Source organism: Lysinibacillus sp. NPDC048646 (assembly GCF_050272295.1).
Taxonomy (GTDB): Bacteria; Bacillota; Bacilli; order Bacillales_A; family Planococcaceae; genus Lysinibacillus.
Genome location: NZ_JBNNLZ010000027.1, coordinates 1 through 18707, shown reverse-complemented (window position 1 = coordinate 18707; position 18707 = coordinate 1). Strand labels below are relative to the sequence as shown.

Sequence of the window (18707 nt, the reverse complement as noted above, 5' to 3'; positions counted from 1 at the left end):
AACGAAACTTTCTTCTTTCACTGCACGTATAACACTGTAAAATATCAATATTACGAAAAGGGGAATTTTAATGGAGCATGCCCTACTTGAACAGGTAAAGCACACGCGGATATTTTTACGAAAAGAACAACTAGCAACAATATTTGAAGAATTCGATGTCCAACGAATGGCGTTAAATGAGGCTCAGCGTTTGGAGAAATATCGTAAAATGTTAGACAGTCCATTCCGTTTTTTCCGAGGAAGTGCCTATTTATTTTATTTTGATGTCACGAAAGTACCGTCAATTTTCCACACTGCTGATAGAAGACCTACTTGGATTCAAGGCGATATGCATATGGACAACTTTGGGGCTTTCCAAAATGAAACAGGTGCTATCGTTTTTGATGTCAATGATTTTGATGAGGGCTATGTTGGCTCTTATTTATACGATGTTATCCGTATGAGCGTTAGTATTGCACTATACCTCGAGGAACAAGGTTTACATATTGCGGCTCAGAAAATGGCCATTCATCATTTTTTACAAGGCTATATGGATCAATTAAAACGATTCCAACGTAAACAAGATGATCCACTAACGCTAACATTTACAAAGGACAACACAAAGGGACCAATCAAAAAAGTCTTGAAGAAGCTTGAGAACCGTCAACGCTGTCATTTTTTACAAGATATAACACATGTTAATGATGACGGGCAGCGTGTTTTCTTATGGAATGAAGAGGTGCAACCTGTATCTGAAGATGAATATGCTGCGATTTCTAACGTGTTGTCCAATTATGCGATTAAAGATATTGCCATTAAACATGGCTCAGGCACTGCATCCATTGGTTTAAAACGCTATTATATTTTAGTAGATGGCGAAACAGATGCTCTAGGAGTGGAAGATTTAGTACTCGAAATGAAGGAAGTGCGTACTGCTATTCCAGCTTACTTCCTTCCATATAATGAGGCTTTCTGGGCAAACTATGAGCATCAAGGTGCACGTGTTGTTGGTACCCAAAAGGCGATGCATCATTTAGAAGATCCCCATCTAGCTCATGTGACGATGGAAGGCCAAGAATACTATATTCGTGAGCGCTCGCCTTATAAGAAAAAGGTCAAACCTAAAAACTACAAAAACTTGGACGATTATTTTGTGACAACAGCCACTATGGGGCAAATAGCTGCAAAAATTCATGCACGTGCCGATATCGATTATTCCGATGTTTTTACCTACCATAGTGAGAATGAAATTTTAAATGCTATCGGTAAGGAGCGCAATGTCTTTATTGAAAGTACTATTTTACAAGCAATGCGCTACAAAGAAATTGTTTATGCAGACTATGAGTTGTTTAAAACATGGGTAGAACAGAAGTTTAAACATCTAGCAATAGTTTCTGAGTGAACGAAAATAAATAGCTCATTCCAATAAAAATTAATCATACGCGGACGAAACAGCTAGCCTCCCCTTCACTACGCTTCCTGTGGGGTCTAGTTGTCCCGTTCTTCCGAAGGATTCTCGTAGCTTTCCGAATCAAGGAGTGTTGCGGTATAATACAACACTTGAGAAGATTGTATAAAAGATGCAGAACATCTTCCCTTTATACGCTTAGTCAATTTTTTACAAGCCGAGAAGGAACAGTATTGTATGCGTTGGAAATTTTCAAGTCTCAGGTAATACGCATTTTGAACAAAAAACCACAGAAAAAAGCAAAAAGTTTTAAAATGCTAGGCATTTCTAAAACCTTTTGTCTTCAGTCTAAGCTAGTTCAACTAGCATGATATTATTTAGATTAGATAAACTAGCAAAGAAAATTCGTTATCACGTAACATATAACATAAAAGTATAAGCTTTTAGTTTATTTATTGGCTTTAAATCATGTCGTTAATAACAGGGGCAACGCTTCGATAAACTGCACTATCTTCAAGGAAAAAGATCTACATGATCACTTGAAAATTTTCAACTCTAACCACACGACTTAATGATGGTTATCATAAATTATTACTTATAGCCCGACCAAATAGATAAACTTATTTAATTTTTGCTCTAATTCTGTTGAGCAGAAAACCGCCTTTAAATGATTTTGGCTCGTATGAAATAATAAATGCATTCGGTTCAAGTTGTTCTACTAATTGAAACAGCTCTGCCTCACGATTTCGCTTCGTCAAAATTTCGTATTTATAACGATTACTGTCTCTGCCCTCTCCAACATAAATCGTTACTGCAAAACCTTCATTTCGTAACAAACTAACTAGTTCTTCGTTTTTATTTTGTGTATTGATTGTCGTAAACACATAGCCAATTGCAAGTTTGCGTTCAATTTTTGCTCCAACAAAAATGCCCAAACCAAAACCAACTGCATAAACAATCATTGCTAAAATACTTTGATCTCCATTAAATACAAGCGAAAGACCAAACACATAGATTAACATTTCTAGCATTCCAAACATCGCTGCAAGTAAAGTCACATTTTTAACTAAGAATATTGTTCGTAATGTTAAAAAAGGCACATAGATTAATTGTAGTAATAAAATCAGCAATATATTCTGCATTTTTAAAACCTTTCGATTTTTTTGAAATTACATATTTTATATACATAAAAATCTAAATGAAAAGATCACATTCAATAGCGAATGCGCCTTAAAACATATATTTACTTTTGAAAACATTATCAGGTCTACTCATATTTCTATATTGGCTTAGGGTTTAATAGATTATATGCGTATTCTTTGCTTAATAAACCTTTTCTGATAACTATTTCTTTAATTGTAGAATTAGTTTTATATGCCTCCGCCAACAGCAGTAGTACCAATTACTATACTTAAGCAATCTTGTTGTAAGTTTAACAATGCCCTCCTTTGCTTTTAATAAACGTCAGGTATACTTGAATTTTTGCCCAAAAGTCATTGAAAGAGCATCCTGTAAACATGTACGTGATATTTTAATTATTGTTTAAAAATCATTCACTTTCCATTCCAGTGTTTCTTCTAACTGATCTAATTTAGCAATCAAGTCGTTAATATAAAGATGGTAAGCCATTTTCATAGCACTTGATAACACATCATTTGTGCATGGGCCCCAGAAACTAAAACACTTTCAATAAGTGATGCCAGTAATGTTACAGAATAATAAACATTGCAGATTATAAAAATGCCACCTCCTTATATCAAAAAGATAAAAGGAAGTGGCATTTTTTACTACTATAACTAGCCCTGCATCGGGTCATTTTTATGTTTTGGACCAATCATATTAAATAAAATGTTCAGGACAATCGCTGTGACAGAACCGCAGACGATACCATTTGAAGTTAAAATGGCCACGCCTGGTGGCAGTGAATCAAAGATACCTGGAACGACAGATACACCAACACCAAGACCAACTGCTATCGCTGCAATCATCGCGTTTTCCGCTGACTCATTCATAACAGGTACTAACATACCCATACCTTGTGTAATCACCATACCGAACATCGCAAGCATTGCCGCACCAAGTACTGGTGTTGGAATGATTGTTGTTAACGCTGCGATTTTTGGTAAGAAGCCAAGTAATACAAGTAACGCACCTGTGATATAGATGACTTTGCGATCTTTAACGCCAGACATACGCGTAAGCCCTACGTTTTGTGAGAACGTTGTATACGGGAAGGCATTGAAAATACCACCAATTACAGAAGCAAGACCTTCTGAACGATAACCGCGTGCTAAATCTTTAGAATCTAGTTTTTTATTGCAAATATCGCTAAGTGCAAAATAAACACCTGAAGATTCTACTAACGAAACCATTGCTACAAGTGTCATTGTAAGGATTGCAGTCGCATCGAATGTTGGCATACCAAAATAGAATGGTTGTACCATATGGAGGACACCAGCATCTGAAACTGGCGTAAAATCGACTTTACCCATGATCATACCCAAGACTGTACCTGCCACTAATCCGATTAAAATCGAAATCGCACGAACGAAGCCTGTAGAGAAACGATAAACAACTAAAATAATAGCTAATGTAATAAACGCTAAAGCAACATTCGAACCAGATGCAAAATCTGGTGCGCCTTGTCCACCCGCCATATTGTTCAATGCAACTGGCAATAATGAGATACCAATAATCGATACAACAGAACCTGTTACCACTGGTGGGAAGAATTTTACTAGCTTACCAAAGAAGCCTGCAATCACCACCACGATTAAACCAGATGCTATAATCGAACCATAAATATCTGTAATCCCTTGCTCAGGATTTGTACCGATTGCAATAATTGGACTAACCGCTGTGAACGTACAACCCAGTACTACTGGTAAACCAATACCGATAAACTTACCAGAATATACTTGTAAAAGTGTTGCGATACCACACATCATAATGTCAATCGCCACTAAATACGTCATTTGCTTAGCATCAAAGCCAAGTGCCCCACCAATAATAAGTGGTACTAAAATGGCACCAGCATACATCGCAAGTAAGTGTTGAATAGCAAGTGTCGTTGCTTTAAAGTTATTCATTACGCGCGAGCCTCCGCAAATGTTACTTTGCCATCTTCTAAAGAATTGACAATTGCTAAAGATTCCACGCGAATACCTTGTTCACGTAATAATTTCCCACCATCTTGGAAGCCCTTTTCAATAACAATACCTACTCCGACAACGTTTGCACCTGCCTGAGCTGCGATATCTAGTAATCCTTTTACCGCTTCCCCGTTTGCTAGGAAGTCGTCAACGATTAAGACATTATCGTCTGCGTTTAAGAAACTACGTGATACGGAAATATCGTTTGTTTCATTTTTTGTGAAAGAGTGTACTTTGGAAGAAAAAAGATTATCTGATAATGTTAAAGATTTACGTTTACGAGCAAATACAACTGGCGCTCCAATTTCAAGTCCCAGCATTACAGATGGTGCAATACCCGAGGATTCGATCGTTAGCACTTTCGTAATAATTTGCTCCGAGAAGCGATTCGCAAACTCATGTCCAATTTCCTTCATAAGTTGTGGGTCGATTTGATGATTTAAAAACGAATCTACTTTTAATACAGATGAAGATAAAACTTTACCTTCTTGCATGATTTTGTCATGTAATAACTTCATTTCCTTAAATCCTTCTTTCTTATAATAAATAATAGAAAAAACGCTGAATACTTTGGTTCCATTCATCTATGAGTGGAGCAAAGCGTTCAGCGCGAAAACGTCGAAACAATTAGAAAAACGGCTCACATCTTATATGAGGTTTCCTAAAATATTGCTACCCATAGTCGATTCATTTACGGTAAATCGGTAGAAACTCGCGAGCCCTATTCTCGCTATTATATGAGTGAAATAGTATTAAGCTGTAAGAATGTCCTTATTATAAACATTCATTTTTCTGAATTCAATATGAATATTAATAATAGGATTATTTTAAATTTTCGGAATTAACTGGTATTCCAGCTATTTTTGATAGTGAACGTTCGTGTTTCACATCAATGTTCTGATTATATCAGACTATTTTCGACCATGCTAGTCATTATTTCGATAAATGGAAAGGTACTGTCATAATGACAACATTTCTGTGAAATAACAGCGAGGTGCGAATTAATAGACTCGATTGATTGTGTAACATATGATGCCAGCCCTTTTTCGGTAAAAATTGCGGAATGACGACCGTTACTTGGTAGCCAGTTTTTGCATACTGATGTTCAACTTTGTCGATAAATTTTTTCAACGGTTGCGTAATACTACGATACTGTGAATAGTACGTTACAAGCCGCACATCTGGTTGCCAAGCTTTCCATTTTTCTTCAAATGCTTTTGCGTCTGCTTGATCGAATGCCACATAGAAAGCAATAATCTTTTCAACCTTCAGAGACTGCGCATAATGTAATGAATTTTCCACCACTTTCGTAATACCAGCAACCGGTACAATGAAGACATTGCCCTCTACATTCGGTAATTCTACATGATCTAATCTAAGCTGTTCCCCCACTGCATCATAATGTAGCTTAATGCGATGAAACAGCCAAATAATGATCGGTAAGAATATAAATACAGGCCATACTTGGGCTAATTTTGTTACGAAAAACATCATCGCTACAATAAAAGAAATCGCTGCCCCAATCGTATTCACCGTAAATTTCGCAAGCCAGCCACTTGGCTTTTCGCGCCACCATTTTCGCATCATCCCTGTCTGCGCTAAGGTAAACGGGATAAAAACGCCCACTGCATAGAGTGGAATTAAATGCTCTGTTGTCCCATCAAACAAAATAATTAGTACAATGGCTGCTACACCTAACATCAAAATCCCATTTGAATAACCGAGTCGATCCCCACGAATTTGGAATATTCTTGGGATAAAACCGTCCTTCGATAAATTTACTGCAAGTAACGGAAAAGCTGAATAACCTGTATTGGCTGCAAGCACTAATATCATCGCTGTCGTTCCTTGTACAATATAATAAAATAGATTGCGCCCAACACTCGCCTCGGCAATTTGTGACACGACTGTTTCCTCTGCATTTGGTGCCACTCCATAGAAATAAGCTAGACTTACGATGCCAATAAATAGCACCGCTAAAATGCCACCCATTGCCAGTAAAGTTTTTGCTGCATTTGTCGGAGCAGGATTTTTAAAGTTCGGTATGGCATTAGAAATTGCTTCTACACCTGTCAAAGCAGAACTTCCTGAGGCAAATGCCTTTAATAGTAAAAACAAGCTAATTCCCGCAACTGGGGTACCGATTTTGGGATGAAAGTCAGCAGGTACTTGCCCTGTTGCCACATTATAAATCCCTACTCCAATTAACAGAAGCATTACTGCAACAAATAGATAGACAGGGTAAGCTAAGATTGATGCAGACTCTGTAACACCACGTAAATTTAAAAGCGTTAAACAAATAACAAAGAACACAGCAATTACTACGTTATATGCATGCAGGCTCGGAAATGCCGAAGTAATGGCATCTGTTCCCGCAGATACGCTAACTGCAACTGTTAATATATAATCGACGAGTAGTGAACCACCCGCCACTAGACCTGCATTGACACCTAAATTTTCACGAGAAACTACATAGGCCCCACCACCGTGTGGATAAGCAAAAATAATCTGACGATACGATAAGATGAGTGCTAGGAGCAACACTACCACTCCGGCTGCTATCGGTAAAGAATACCAAAAGGCAACCGTACTCACCGTCATGAGCACTATCAAAATTTGTTCTGGCCCATATGCTACTGATGACAATGCATCAGATGATAAAATGGCAAGGGCCTTTGTTTTACTAAGCTTTTGTTCCCCGAGTGCATCGGATTTTAGAGGCTTTCCGATAACATAACGTTTGAATGAGGATCCCATACTAAACACCTTCTAGTTTCATAGAGTGTGTTTCTCGTTTCTAAATCAATATTCGCCTAGACGGGTACTTGTCGCTTCACTACCAGTACATGATAGCTGAAAGAAGATAAAAAACGTCTACAAGTCATCACTAAATACGACTTGTAGACGTTTTTTCGTCTGCAAGCTTCAATTTTTCTGCTCTTAACGCTTACGAGGTTAGCTGTCGGATTCGGGCCATGAGTAGCCCTACTCTTCAGTAATAAAGAGATTCACCCCAAGGATTGCCTAGACAATCCATCAAGAATGGGTCCCCCGCGTCTATTTGCTTCAGCGATTTAGAAATTTGAAACTTTTATAATGATGTCATATTACGCTTGTAAATAAAAAAAGTAAAGGAGAAAAGTATAGGTAGTGAAAATTTTCTTGAGAACATGTTGTAATGGTACGATTCTTACTAGTTTTTATTTCGTCTTCCCTTCAAAGAAAAAAGCTATCTTAAAAGTAAGTTCCTACTTTTAAGATAGCTTTCCACATTAGTCTTCAATATCTTGTTCAAACTTTACAATTTCACCTGTAGAAGCATTGATGTCAATTTCGTATTCGAACTGTCCGTCGATGATTTCAATTTCATAAACGCCATCATCTAGCTTAACTTTTGTTACGGTGCCCTTTGCCTTTGTTAAGGCTTTTTCCATAGCTTGGGCTTTTGTGATTTTGGTAGTAGTAGTAGATGTGTTATTTTCTATCAAATCATCTTCGTCATCGTCTCGAAGTTCTTTCTTTTGATTTAAAAGTTTACCTGTATAGGCATCGAATTTCAAATCATATTCTTCTGTCTCAGTGTACACCTCAACCTCATATATAGAACGGTAACGATTCTGATCAAACTCAATATCTGTCACCGAACCATCCACTACAGCCAATGCTTTTTTTTCGATTTCCTGCATCGTTAAAACCTTTTTCTCTTGTGCATTACCTGTTAACAAAGTATTCGCGCCAATAACAGTACCTAAGCCGAGTGTTGCTACTAAAGCTGGAATTACAATCATTTTCTTCACGTCCATCTCTCCTTTGTTTTATCTATCCTTAGCTTAACAAGCCAAGATGATAGGATAATAAGAGCAACATTAGAATTTCATGAGAAAAAATTTTACCACCTTTTCAATCCTTAATTATCTTTGTCCCATGTAACGGACATGACTTTACCGGAAATGGCATGTATTTGAAAAACAGCCTCGTCCTTATCTGTTTCGATTTCTACTAAGTAATAGCCACCATCCTCTGTTTCCTCAAAATCAACTGAATCCACTTCACCATTTAGTTGTTGTAAAGCAATTTGAATCGCCTGCTGCTTTGCAATTACACTGGTTCCTTCTTCAGGCTCTGTCACTGGCTGTACATCTGTCTCTGATAACACCTCTCCAGTATAAGCATCAAGGGCCAGTTCCTTCTTCATCTCCTCTTTTTCAACCTGCACCATATAGGTAGAATCCGTTAACCTCACACTTTCTATCACACCAGGGGTATAAGCTAACGCTCTCTGCCGAATTTGCTCTTCTGTTAGCAGTTTACTGGTAGATTTCTTCATGATTAAATTACTTACCTGTTGCGTTTGTTGATTCAGCTCAACAGCATAGGTGGCTTCACCACGCGAAAATACTATTTCGTAATTCTCGCCTCTTTTTTTTATGTGCTCAACATGTCCATTATAGAGTTCTTCGATACGCAGTACTGCTCCTGTTTCACTTAGCGCTTCTTCATGAAAGAAACGATTTTGTAAAAACCATAGTGCGAAGCTGCTCAAAATGATTATCGCAAAAATAGGACTAATCCATTTTTTCATCGTGGTGCCTCCTTCGGTACACGTAGTGTAAAGCAAGAACCTTCTCCAACTACACTTTCGACCTCAATTGTCATGTTTAGCTGTTGTGCAAGCTCCTGCGCAATTGCTAGCCCTAAACCTGTTCCGCCTGTTTTTCGATTGCGATCCTCCCCTACTCGGTAAAATCGATCAAACAAATGTGGAATATGTTCATCAGGAATACCTGCACCAAAGTCTTGAATTGAAACAAGGACATGGCTAGCGGTTTCTGTTGCACGTAACTTCACTTCGCCTTCACTATATTTGCGTGCATTGTCGAGCAAAATGAATAGCAGTTGCTTAAACATTTTTTCATCACTATAAATATATTTTGGAATCTCTGCATCAACAATAAATGGGCGCTGATATGCTTGTTGCATTTGAGACGCGACCTTTTTAAGTAACGAATTAAGCTCTAATTGTCCCCACTGCACATCGAGATGCTCCTTATTTTTTGCTAAATCTAATAATTTCAGCACCATCTCATGCATACGTGCTGATTCATTTGCAATTACTTGTAAAGATTCTTGCGCCACTTCTTTGTTATCAACACCTCTGCGTAATAGTAATTTTGCATAGCTTTCAATCACCGTAATAGGTGTTTTCAGCTCATGTGAAGCATTTGAGACGAATTGCTGCTGTTTTTGATAGTGCTGTTCGAGCTTTTCCATCATGCCGTTAAACGTATGACTAATTTCAGTGAGCTCATCGCCATGCTTATCGTGGATTTCAATTTTTTCATATTTCCCGGTCGCAGCGCTTTTCTGCATTGTTTGACTTAAATGTTCCAGCGGATGTAAAATCAGACGGCCAAGTGCAAGACTTGCCAATAAAATGGGTATCGACGCTACCAGTGTTACGACGACTAATATAATTTTAAGTAGGCCCATCATTTTTTCCACGTCTTCCATTGATTGCATGAGCTCCACCTGTACCACCGTACCATCAGTCCAAATGACAGGCATATCAAACGTAATGTAAGGAACGTCTGGCATATTAAGTTTTGTTTGTACCTTCATCTTCAAATGCTCTCCGTCGTAAATATAGACCGCTCCATCAGTTGGCATATAGGCTCGCAAAACCTGTTGCAAATTTGTTTGTTGATCTAGTTGACTGAGCGTCATACTAAGCTCATCTGCACGTTGCTGAAGTTGTTTTTCTTCTGTATTATAAGCAAACTTTTCATAAAGAAAGTAAATGCCACTATTCGTCGCCACTAAAATAACCAACATCAATAACGTTGTTAGTAGATGAATTTTTGTTTTAAGTCTCATACTTGTGCTCCCTCAGCACATAGCCCACACCGCGAACTGTATGGATAATTGGTGTTTCAGCAGCGACTTCAAGTTTTTGACGCACATATCGAATATAGACATCTACAACATTCGTGTCGCCATAATAATCGTAGCCCCAAACTGCCTCTAAAATTTGTTCGCGTGTTAGTACTTGTTTTGGATGTTTCAGTAAATATAAAAGTAGGTCATACTCACGTGGTGTTAATTGTACATTTTTATCGTAATAGACAACCTCTCTTGTTTGTTCATCGATGGATAAATGCCCATATATATGTGATACTTCTTGGCTATTGAATTTTTGTGAAAATCTTAGTGCTGTACGAATGCGTGCAAGTAATTCCTCGATGTCAAATGGTTTGGTTATATAATCATTTGCGCCTAGATCGAGCCCCTTCACTTTATCCTCGACATCACTTTTGGCTGTAAGCAGTATGACTGGTGTTTGTAATTCTGTCGCACGAATTCGCTTTAACACATCGATTCCACTCATCTCAGGCAACATAACATCAAGAAGAATCAAGTCCCATTGTTGTTCACGATATTTCAGTAGGCCGTCCGCTCCCGTATGTGCCATCTCTGCCTGGTAGCCTTCAAATTGAAGCTCTAATTGTAATACTCGAGCAATACTTTCTTCATCTTCTATTATTAAAATTCGATTCGTCATGTGATGTCATTCCTCACCGTTTTCTTTTCATCGTAAACCACAGAGGGTGTCAAAGTCTAATTAGAAAATGATGAGAAAATTTACGTCAGATCATGTCGTCCTTTAAATGCCTTAAAGCAAAGCATAGAAACTCTCATCAACGACTTTACCATCTGCCTTTGAAGGGAGTTCTTCTAAATTAAATAAAATTTTTCTACAGTCTAAAGATTTTTTTGAAAAATGAGCAAAAAACTTCACATTTTTCACTTCTAGTAATAAAATAATAGTATCTTATTTTTCCTTAAGGAAACTTTATTTCTTTTGCGATACTTTTTGAAATGAGGGAACATTATGGTTTATAAACGCTGTATAAGGCCGACAGCTGAAGCGGTTTTAGCTGGCGACATTAAAGGCTGGAGACGAATCCTGCCTTTCCTTGGGCCAGCTTTCATCGCAGCTGTTGCCTATATAGATCCTGGCAACTTTGCAACAAATATTACGGCTGGCTCCCAGTACGGCTATTTACTACTGTGGGTAATAGCATTCTCGAATTTAATGGCTGTACTTATTCAATCTTTATCCGCAAAGTTAGGCATAGCGACAGGAAAGAATTTACCGGAAGTCTCACGTGAACACTTTTCTAAAAAAACATCAATCTTTTTATGGATACAAGCTGAATTAGTCATAATCGCAACTGATCTTGCAGAATTTATTGGCGCAGCACTCGGGCTTTACTTATTGTTTAACATCCCGATGCTACCTGCCGCCCTTATTACAGCAGTCGGCTCATTCGCTATTTTAGAATTGCAACGTAGGGGTTTTAGAGCGTTCGAAGCAGGCATTTCTGGCATGGTGTTAATCGTCGTATTAGCATTCGCGTTCCAAACATTTTTAGCACAGCCGCATTGGAGCGATGTAGCAATAGGGATTTTCACACCACAATTTGAAGGTGTCGACTCACTATTACTTGCAACAGGTATTCTAGGAGCAACAGTTATGCCACACGCGATATATTTACATTCTTCCTTAACGCAAAGCCGCATTGTTGGACGAAATGAAGCGGAAAAACGCCGTATTTTCCGTTTCGAGTTTATCGATATTGTCATAGCAATGATAATTGCAGGTGCGATTAATATGAGTATGCTAATCATTGCAGCAGCTGTGTTCCATACACAAGGGTTAGTAGTTGAGGATTTAGATATAGCCTATAATGGGTTACGTGATGCACTTGGTCCGATGGCAGCAGTCTCCTTCGGTCTAGGACTTCTCATTGCAGGGCTTGCAAGCTCTTCTGTCGGGACATTGGCAGGGGATGTTGTCATGCAGGGCTTTATTCGAAGAAAAATTCCATTGTACTTACGCCGTGCAATAACTATGATTCCTCCAATCGCCATTATTGCCTCTGGTGTCAATGCAACCTACGCACTTGTTCTAAGTCAAGTCATTCTGTCATTCGGTATTGCTTTTGCTCTTGTTCCCCTTGTCATGTTTACAAGTAAACGGGACATTATGGGCAGCCTTGTCAATCATCGTGTAACAACAGGACTAGGTTGGATTGTTGTAGTAATAGTTGTTGCGTTAAATATATATTTACTATGGGAGACTATATTTGCTTAAAAAAAATGCCCGGTGCTCTAACAATTTAAAATTGTTAAAGTTCCTGGCATTATCTTGTATCCGAAACGTTCAATATTCAGAATTGTTCGCGAATTGTTTGTGTGCCAGGCACCCTTAGACAAATCCCTCCATCAATAAAAAATTCTCCACCATTTCACGAATGGCTAATATATGTTTTTGCATAACGTGCACCTCTTCTTAAGAGAAACTTTTCACAAATCGTTACCACTCATAAAATCTATTCGAAATGTCAATATAACCTTCCATATCTATAATACCTTACCATATATAAGAAATTAGGCATTTTTTTATTTCATACAAAAAAAGCTACCCGTTAGTCATATTACAATGACTTACAGGATAGCTCCATTGTCTATCTCTTATTTTTCCACTGTTAAATCACAGTCCTTAAGTGGAATCATTTTTGTTTTATTTTTCACTTTAAAGCCAATCCATAATGCCAAAAACAGTGGTATGCCAATGTAGGATACAAGCATGCCGTACCAGTCAATCGTTTCACCTGTAAAGGCTGTGTAGTTTTGACCAACTACAACAATCATACAAACCGTAAACGCAAAAATCGGACCAAATGGATATAGCTTCGCTTTATAGGGTAGTAATTTAAAATCTAAGCCTTGAGCCTCGAAAGCTCTACGGAAACGGTAATGGCTAAAGGCGATACCCAGCCATGCTATGAAGCCTGACATACCTGAGGCATTTAGTAACCATATATAGACAACCCCATCACCAAAAAATGACGCCAGAAATGCTAGACTGCCTACTGCTAATGTCGCCATTAAAGCATAAATTGGAATCCCGCGACGACTTAACTTCATGAAGACTTTTGGTGCATGCCCATCAACTGCTAATTGCCATAGCATACGAGATGATGCATATAGACCTGAGTTCCCCGCTGAAAGCATTGCTGTTAAAATAATGGCATTCATCAGTGAAGCTGCAAAGGCAATACCTAATCGATCAAATACGAGTGTAAATGGAGAAACCGCAATATCTTCAGATAGTAAACGTGCATCGGTAAATGGAATAAGCATACCGATTGCGGCAATCGCTAAAATGTAGAACAAAATAATACGCCAGAAAACAGATTTCACGGCCTTAGGAATATTTTTTCCTGGATCGTCTGTTTCTCCCGCTGTAATTCCGAGTAGCTCAGTCCCTTGGAACGAGAATCCTGCTGCTAAGAAGATACCAAATGTAGCAAGGAAGCCACCATGGAATGGACCATCACTAATAAAGAAATTTGTGAAGCCTACGGGTGCTTGCCCACCCAAAATACCAAATATCATCAGAATACTGACAATAATGAAGATAATAACCGTTGCCACCTTTATCATGGCAAACCAATATTCACTTTCACCGTAGCTTTTTACTGATAAAAGATTAAATGATAGTACGATGGCAATAAACAATACCGTCCAAAGTGCTGACGAGCTATCTGGGAACCAGTATTTCATAATTAATGAAACAGCTGCAATTTCTGCTGCAATCGTAATTGCCCAGTTATACCAGTAATTCCAACCAAGTGCAAAACCAAGAGCTGGATCTACAAACTTACTTGCATACGTACTAAACGACCCCGAGGATGGCATATAGGCAGCCATTTCCCCTAAGCTTGTCATTAAAAAATAAACCATAATGCCGATTAAGGCGTAAGCAAGCAATGCTCCACCAGGGCCTGCCTGTGCAATGGCACCACCACTAGCTAAAAATAGCCCAGTACCAATTGTACCGCCTAACGAAATCATTGTTATATGACGACTTTTTAATTCTTTTTTCAGCTTTGGTGGTTTATGTCCAAGCTGATTCACTTTTATTTCACTCACGTTAAAGCTTCCTTCCTTTTATAAGAGGCACCCAAATTCACCTCGACGTAATTGTACCCATTGTTTTCGCACATCATAACACTTGCGAATCAGGCACAGTAAAAAGCGTCCTATCAATCCGCGGAGATTCTATTTTATACCAAATAGAAATAAAAAACGCCATCACATGAACGTTGTGATGGCTAAGTAAATCCCCAGTTCTTTCAAATGATAGCGCAACACGTCATTCCAACGTGACAGTTCTGTTCCTTTCGGAAACAGCCCCAGCATGAGGTTTTCAAGTCCCCTCACACTTCGGCGGTATTTCCTTTCAGCTAACATCTTTAATGCTTGTCATTTCCGTTAGCGTACTTATAAACACCGCGACCTCTACCTCAATACAAACATGAGGCATGTAATTATTAAATTTATGATGTTATTTAGTCTATCATATGACCTTTGACATTTCAATAACAATAATAATGTTCATTATTTTGTGAATTTTCTACTATTTTTAATAGTGCGGTAAAGTGGTATAGTTGTTCGAATTATTAATGTTTTAAATCAAGGAGGACTTATTTTGGCAACTAATGAACATTCTACTTATCCTAGCAAAAAAATTAGCTGGAAGGGAAAAACTCTGTTACTTGTCATCGGTGTTATTTTTATAGCTTCTACATTACGGATGCCATTAACTGTCGTTGGTCCAATTATTTCCTTCATTCGTCAAGGTCTTGGCATTTCCAATGTACTCGCCGGCTTTTTGACAACAATTCCATTATTAGCATTTGCGATTATATCACCGTTTGCCCCAGTGGTTGCACGCAAATTAGGTTTAGAATTGACATTGTTTTTATCAACAATCTTACTAGCATTTGGCATTGTAACTCGATCCCTTGGTACAACTGCATTACTCGTTCTCGGAACGATACTAATTGGGGTAGCGATTTCTTTTGGTAATGTGCTTATACCAGGTTTACTGAAACTGAAATTTCCTTACCACGTTGGTTTCCTAATGGCATTCTACACAGTGTCTATGAATCTTTCAGCAGGCGTAGGTGCTGGTGTTAGTTATCCAGTAGCCAATTCTTCTCTTGGTTGGCAAGGAGCTCTCGCAGTAGCTCTTATTCTAGTTGCCTTTACAATTTTGGTTTGGATACCACAATTAAAATCAAATAAACCTGAACCTGCTGTCGCATCTACGAAAACGCGTATACCTTTATGGAAATCACCTGTAACTTGGGCTGTAACGGGGGCAATGGGGTTACAATCACTCATATTTTATACAACGGCGGCATGGATACCTGAAATTTATATTGCCCAAGGACTCGCTGCCGACCGTGCTGGTTGGATGTTTTCAACAATGCAGTTTTCACAGATACCTATGGCGCTAGTTGTACCTATTATTGCAAGCAAAATGAAATCCCAACGCCCACTGGTCATAATTTTTACAGCGTTTTATTTAATCGGCTTTATTGGTTTAGTTATAGAATGGACAAGTCTTGCAGTCCTTTGGATGGTGCTTCTTGGCTTAGCCGGAGGAGCTTCATTCGCGTTAGCGATGATGTTCTTCACTCTGCGTACACGCACGGCCTACGAAGCAGCTGATTTATCAGGCTTTGCACAATCTATTGGCTATTTACTAGCAGCAGTTGGACCAATCTTATTTGGTTATCTGCATGATTTATTTGGAGACTGGAACATCGCTGGCTGGCTCTTCGTCGTGGTGGCAACGCTACTCTTCTTCTGTTCTATGAGAGCCTCTAGGGATGAATATGTAAATTAAATAGGGCAGCTCATTGCTTATGATGAGCTGCCTCTTCTATTTAATAAGGGGGCTTCTGATAAAAATAGTTTGGCGTATTGTAAACATTGACATAAGGCTTGTGAAAAATATGTGTTGCAGCAGGCGATAGGGGCGGAATTAGCCACGCCCAGTTACCTGTTAGATCTCTTCCTGCCTTCTCTTCTGCTTCTTCAAACAACTTAAACTGTTGTGCTGCCGTATGATGATCCACAATGCTTACACCGTTTTCTTTAAAGGAATGAAGCACTGCAATATTCAACTCAACTAAAGCACGATCTTTCCATAGTGATACCTGCTTTGTCATATCAAGACCAAAAATTTCTGCTATCGCTGGTAGCATATTATAGCGGTCTTGATCAGCTAAATTGCGTGCACCTATTTCTGTGCCCATATACCAACCATTAAATGGTGCCGCTTGAAAATCGATTCCCGCCATTTGGAAGCGCATGCTCGATATAATTGGTACAGCATACCATTTTAAGTCAAGCCCCTCGACCTTAGAATTTTCTGGGTGACGAATTGACACCTCTAATATATATTCATGTGGGATTGTAAATACCTGTGGTGCACGATTATCCACCTGCACAATAAGAGGCAGTACGTCAAACGCCGTTCCCTCACCTTGCCAGCCTAGTGATTTACATATTTTTGTAAAAGCAATGGAATGTGAATCACCAATGATCCCTTCCTCGGTTTCATAACCTGCATAACGAATAAGCTGATGATTCCATATACGCACACGTTGTGATGCAAACACCGTAATCGTCGGCCGGATTTTCCCATCATTTGTTGCATACTGAATATGTGCAAGTAATGTTTCAAAAATTGACTGTTCATCTAAGATGTCTCGTGCATCAACTACATGTAGCGATTGCCAAAATAAGCGACCGATGCATTTATTACTATTGCGCCAGGCTACCCGTGCTCCAAAGATTAGTTCTTCTGTTGTCGGGTTATATTCTCCCTCAGATTCTACCTGTTGTAATCTATTTACCAGCCATGTTTCAGGCTCATTTTGTTCTGATTGATAAAGTGCTAAAAACCGCTGTACCTCTTGTAATTTCATGTCGATTTCCTCCATCTACCCTCATATTAGAGCAATGGAACTAGATTCACCACGAAAAAATCTACTAGAAAACATACATATTGTATATATGAAATACTTTGTTCAAATTTAAACTCTGACTCTACTCTTGCATCCATACCTTACAGCAAAAATACAATGGGAATAAAACTGTTCACACTTCTGTCATCCATGGTAGTGCTCAAAAAAAAGCATGTAGCAACAGCGTGCTACATGCTAGATGACCCGTACGGGATTCGAACCCGTGTTACCGCCGTGAAAGGGCGGTGTCTTAACCGCTTGACCAACAGGCCTTGGCTCCGAAGGCAGGACTCGAACCTGCGACAACCTGATTAACAGTCAGGTGCTACTACCAACTGAGCTACTTCGGAATAATGGTGGGCCTAAATGGACTCGAACCATCGACCTCACGCTTATCAGGCGTGCGCTCTAACCAGCTGAGCTATAGGCCCCCAATTTTGGAGCGGGTGATGAGAATCGAACTCACGACATCAGCTTGGAAGGCTGAGGTTTTACCATTAAACTACACCCGCATTTATGGTGGGTCAGGACGGAATCGAACCGCCGACACTTAGAGCTTCAATCTAATGCTCTACCAACTGAGCTACTGACCCATAAATAAAGATTTCTTTAAAAGAATTAAAATGGCGGTCCCGACCGGGATCGAACCGGCGATCTCCTGCGTGACAGGCAGGCATGTTAACCGCTACACCACGGGACCATTTGGTTGCGGGGGCCGGATTTGAACCAACGACCTTCGGGTTATGAGCCCGACGAGCTACCACTGCTCCACCCCGCGACAATATTAAAATAATTTACATATACATCAAGTAAATCGGCATCTTCCACGCTTTACTTGCGTCGACGTTAACCGTAACCATCGTATTGCACTTGCTCCATCACACATTTAGAACACCATTTATAAAACATAAACTGGAGGAGGTAGAGGGATTCGAACCCCCGCGCGGTGTTACCCGCCTGTCGGTTTTCAAGACCGATCCCTTCAGCCAGACTTGGGTATACCTCCGTAATAATATAGAAATGGCGTACTTTATAGAACTTGATCCTTGCATAATGAATCAAAATTTATTGCCTCATTACTTGGCATTATTCGAAAATGGGGCGACTGATGGGAATCGAACCCACGAATGCCTGAACCACAATCAGGTGCGTTAACCACTTCGCCACAACCGCCATAATATGGATTGGCAGGGGCAGTAGGAATCGAACCCACATCAAAGGTTTTGGAGACCTCTATTCTACCGTTAAACTATGCCCCTATATATAAAAAACTGGTGG

General features: G+C 39.2%; 14 protein-coding genes, 10 tRNA genes and 3 riboswitches. Of the genes, 3 read left to right on the top strand and 21 right to left on the bottom strand.

What is annotated here, in order from left to right:
• Positions 1–70: 70 nt before the first annotated feature.
• Positions 71–1381, top strand: coding sequence for a DUF2252 domain-containing protein (locus tag ACQKII_RS20790; protein ID WP_427462370.1), 1311 nt, complete (start codon positions 71–73; stop codon positions 1379–1381).
• Between the two features lie 626 nt (positions 1382–2007).
• On the opposite strand, the gene ACQKII_RS20785 is transcribed toward ACQKII_RS20790, so the two are convergent.
• The 9 genes from ACQKII_RS20785 to ACQKII_RS20745 all read right to left on the bottom strand — a co-directional run bounded on the left by ACQKII_RS20785 (position 2008) and on the right by ACQKII_RS20745 (position 11335).
• On the bottom strand, positions 2008–2529 hold the full coding sequence (locus tag ACQKII_RS20785; RefSeq protein ID WP_427462369.1) for a DUF2179 domain-containing protein: 522 nt from the start codon (positions 2527–2529) through the stop codon (positions 2008–2010).
• 654 nt (positions 2530–3183) lie between these two features.
• Positions 3184–4476, bottom strand: coding sequence for a nucleobase:cation symporter-2 family protein (locus tag ACQKII_RS20780; protein ID WP_427462368.1), 1293 nt, complete (start codon positions 4474–4476; stop codon positions 3184–3186).
• Entirely contained in the window at positions 4476–5057 is a 582-nt protein-coding gene (locus ACQKII_RS20775; protein WP_427462367.1) for a xanthine phosphoribosyltransferase, read from the bottom strand. Before ACQKII_RS20775 ends, ACQKII_RS20780 begins: the two co-directional genes overlap by 1 nt.
• A 141-nt stretch (positions 5058–5198) precedes the next feature.
• Positions 5199–5300: riboswitch (purine riboswitch) on the bottom strand.
• A 172-nt stretch (positions 5301–5472) separates the two neighbouring features.
• Positions 5473–7296, bottom strand: a complete 1824-nt coding sequence (locus tag ACQKII_RS20770) for an APC family permease (protein WP_427462366.1) — start codon at positions 7294–7296, stop codon at positions 5473–5475.
• A 173-nt stretch (positions 7297–7469) separates the two neighbouring features.
• A riboswitch (cyclic di-AMP (ydaO/yuaA leader) is annotated at positions 7470–7621 on the bottom strand.
• A 190-nt stretch (positions 7622–7811) separates the two neighbouring features.
• On the bottom strand, positions 7812–8342 hold the full coding sequence (locus tag ACQKII_RS20765) for a PepSY domain-containing protein (RefSeq protein ID WP_427462365.1): 531 nt from the start codon (positions 8340–8342) through the stop codon (positions 7812–7814).
• A 104-nt stretch (positions 8343–8446) separates the two neighbouring features.
• Positions 8447–9121 carry a PepSY domain-containing protein gene (locus ACQKII_RS20760; RefSeq protein ID WP_427462364.1) on the bottom strand — a complete coding sequence of 225 codons (675 nt, stop codon included), beginning with the start codon at positions 9119–9121 and terminating at the stop codon, positions 8447–8449.
• Entirely contained in the window at positions 9118–10413 is a 1296-nt protein-coding gene (locus ACQKII_RS20755) for an ATP-binding protein (protein ID WP_427462363.1), read from the bottom strand. Before ACQKII_RS20755 ends, ACQKII_RS20760 begins: the two co-directional genes overlap by 4 nt.
• Positions 10403–11098 (bottom strand): response regulator transcription factor, encoded by a 696-nt coding sequence (locus tag ACQKII_RS20750; protein WP_427462362.1) that lies wholly within the window; start codon positions 11096–11098, stop codon positions 10403–10405. The genes ACQKII_RS20755 and ACQKII_RS20750 overlap by 11 nt, the downstream gene beginning before the upstream one ends.
• Before the next feature lie 111 nt (positions 11099–11209).
• Positions 11210–11335: a hypothetical protein gene (locus ACQKII_RS20745; protein WP_427462361.1), complete on the bottom strand. Its 126-nt coding sequence runs from the start codon at positions 11333–11335 to the stop codon at positions 11210–11212.
• Between the two features lie 93 nt (positions 11336–11428).
• On the opposite strand from ACQKII_RS20745, the gene ACQKII_RS20740 reads away from it, so the two are divergent.
• Positions 11429–12694 carry an Nramp family divalent metal transporter gene (locus ACQKII_RS20740; RefSeq protein ID WP_427462360.1) on the top strand — a complete coding sequence of 422 codons (1266 nt, stop codon included), beginning with the start codon at positions 11429–11431 and terminating at the stop codon, positions 12692–12694.
• A gap of 380 nt (positions 12695–13074) precedes the next feature.
• Here ACQKII_RS20740 and ACQKII_RS20735 read toward each other — a convergent pair whose 3' ends face one another.
• Positions 13075–14538, bottom strand: coding sequence for an amino acid permease (locus ACQKII_RS20735; RefSeq protein ID WP_427462359.1), 1464 nt, complete (start codon positions 14536–14538; stop codon positions 13075–13077).
• Positions 14539–14741: 203 nt separating this feature from the next.
• Positions 14742–14918, bottom strand: a riboswitch (Lysine riboswitch).
• Positions 14919–15097: 179 nt separating this feature from the next.
• On the opposite strand from ACQKII_RS20735, the gene ACQKII_RS20730 reads away from it, so the two are divergent.
• Entirely contained in the window at positions 15098–16303 is a 1206-nt protein-coding gene (locus ACQKII_RS20730) for a CynX/NimT family MFS transporter (RefSeq protein WP_427462358.1), read from the top strand.
• 40 nt (positions 16304–16343) lie between these two features.
• Here the strand turns inward: ACQKII_RS20730 and ACQKII_RS20725 are convergent, their stop codons facing one another.
• From ACQKII_RS20725 to ACQKII_RS20675, 11 genes are all read right to left on the bottom strand, one after another.
• On the bottom strand, positions 16344–17390 hold the full coding sequence (locus ACQKII_RS20725; RefSeq protein ID WP_427462357.1) for a nitric oxide synthase oxygenase: 1047 nt from the start codon (positions 17388–17390) through the stop codon (positions 16344–16346).
• Positions 17391–17629: 239 nt separating this feature from the next.
• A tRNA-Glu gene (locus ACQKII_RS20720) sits at positions 17630–17701 on the bottom strand.
• 1 nt (position 17702) lies between these two features.
• Positions 17703–17779: transfer RNA gene (locus ACQKII_RS20715), tRNA-Asn, on the bottom strand.
• Positions 17780–17783: 4 nt separating this feature from the next.
• Positions 17784–17860: transfer RNA gene (locus ACQKII_RS20710), tRNA-Ile, on the bottom strand.
• Positions 17861–17867: 7 nt separating this feature from the next.
• Positions 17868–17941 (bottom strand) — tRNA-Gly (locus tag ACQKII_RS20705).
• Between the two features lie 5 nt (positions 17942–17946).
• Positions 17947–18022 (bottom strand) — tRNA-Phe (locus tag ACQKII_RS20700).
• A 31-nt stretch (positions 18023–18053) separates the two neighbouring features.
• Positions 18054–18129, bottom strand: a tRNA-Asp gene (locus tag ACQKII_RS20695).
• A 3-nt stretch (positions 18130–18132) separates the two neighbouring features.
• Positions 18133–18207 (bottom strand) — tRNA-Met (locus ACQKII_RS20690).
• Positions 18208–18342: 135 nt separating this feature from the next.
• A tRNA-Ser gene (locus ACQKII_RS20685) sits at positions 18343–18435 on the bottom strand.
• Positions 18436–18526: 91 nt separating this feature from the next.
• Positions 18527–18602 (bottom strand) — tRNA-His (locus ACQKII_RS20680).
• A gap of 12 nt (positions 18603–18614) precedes the next feature.
• Positions 18615–18688, bottom strand: a tRNA-Trp gene (locus ACQKII_RS20675).
• Between the last annotated feature and the right edge of the window lie 19 nt (positions 18689–18707).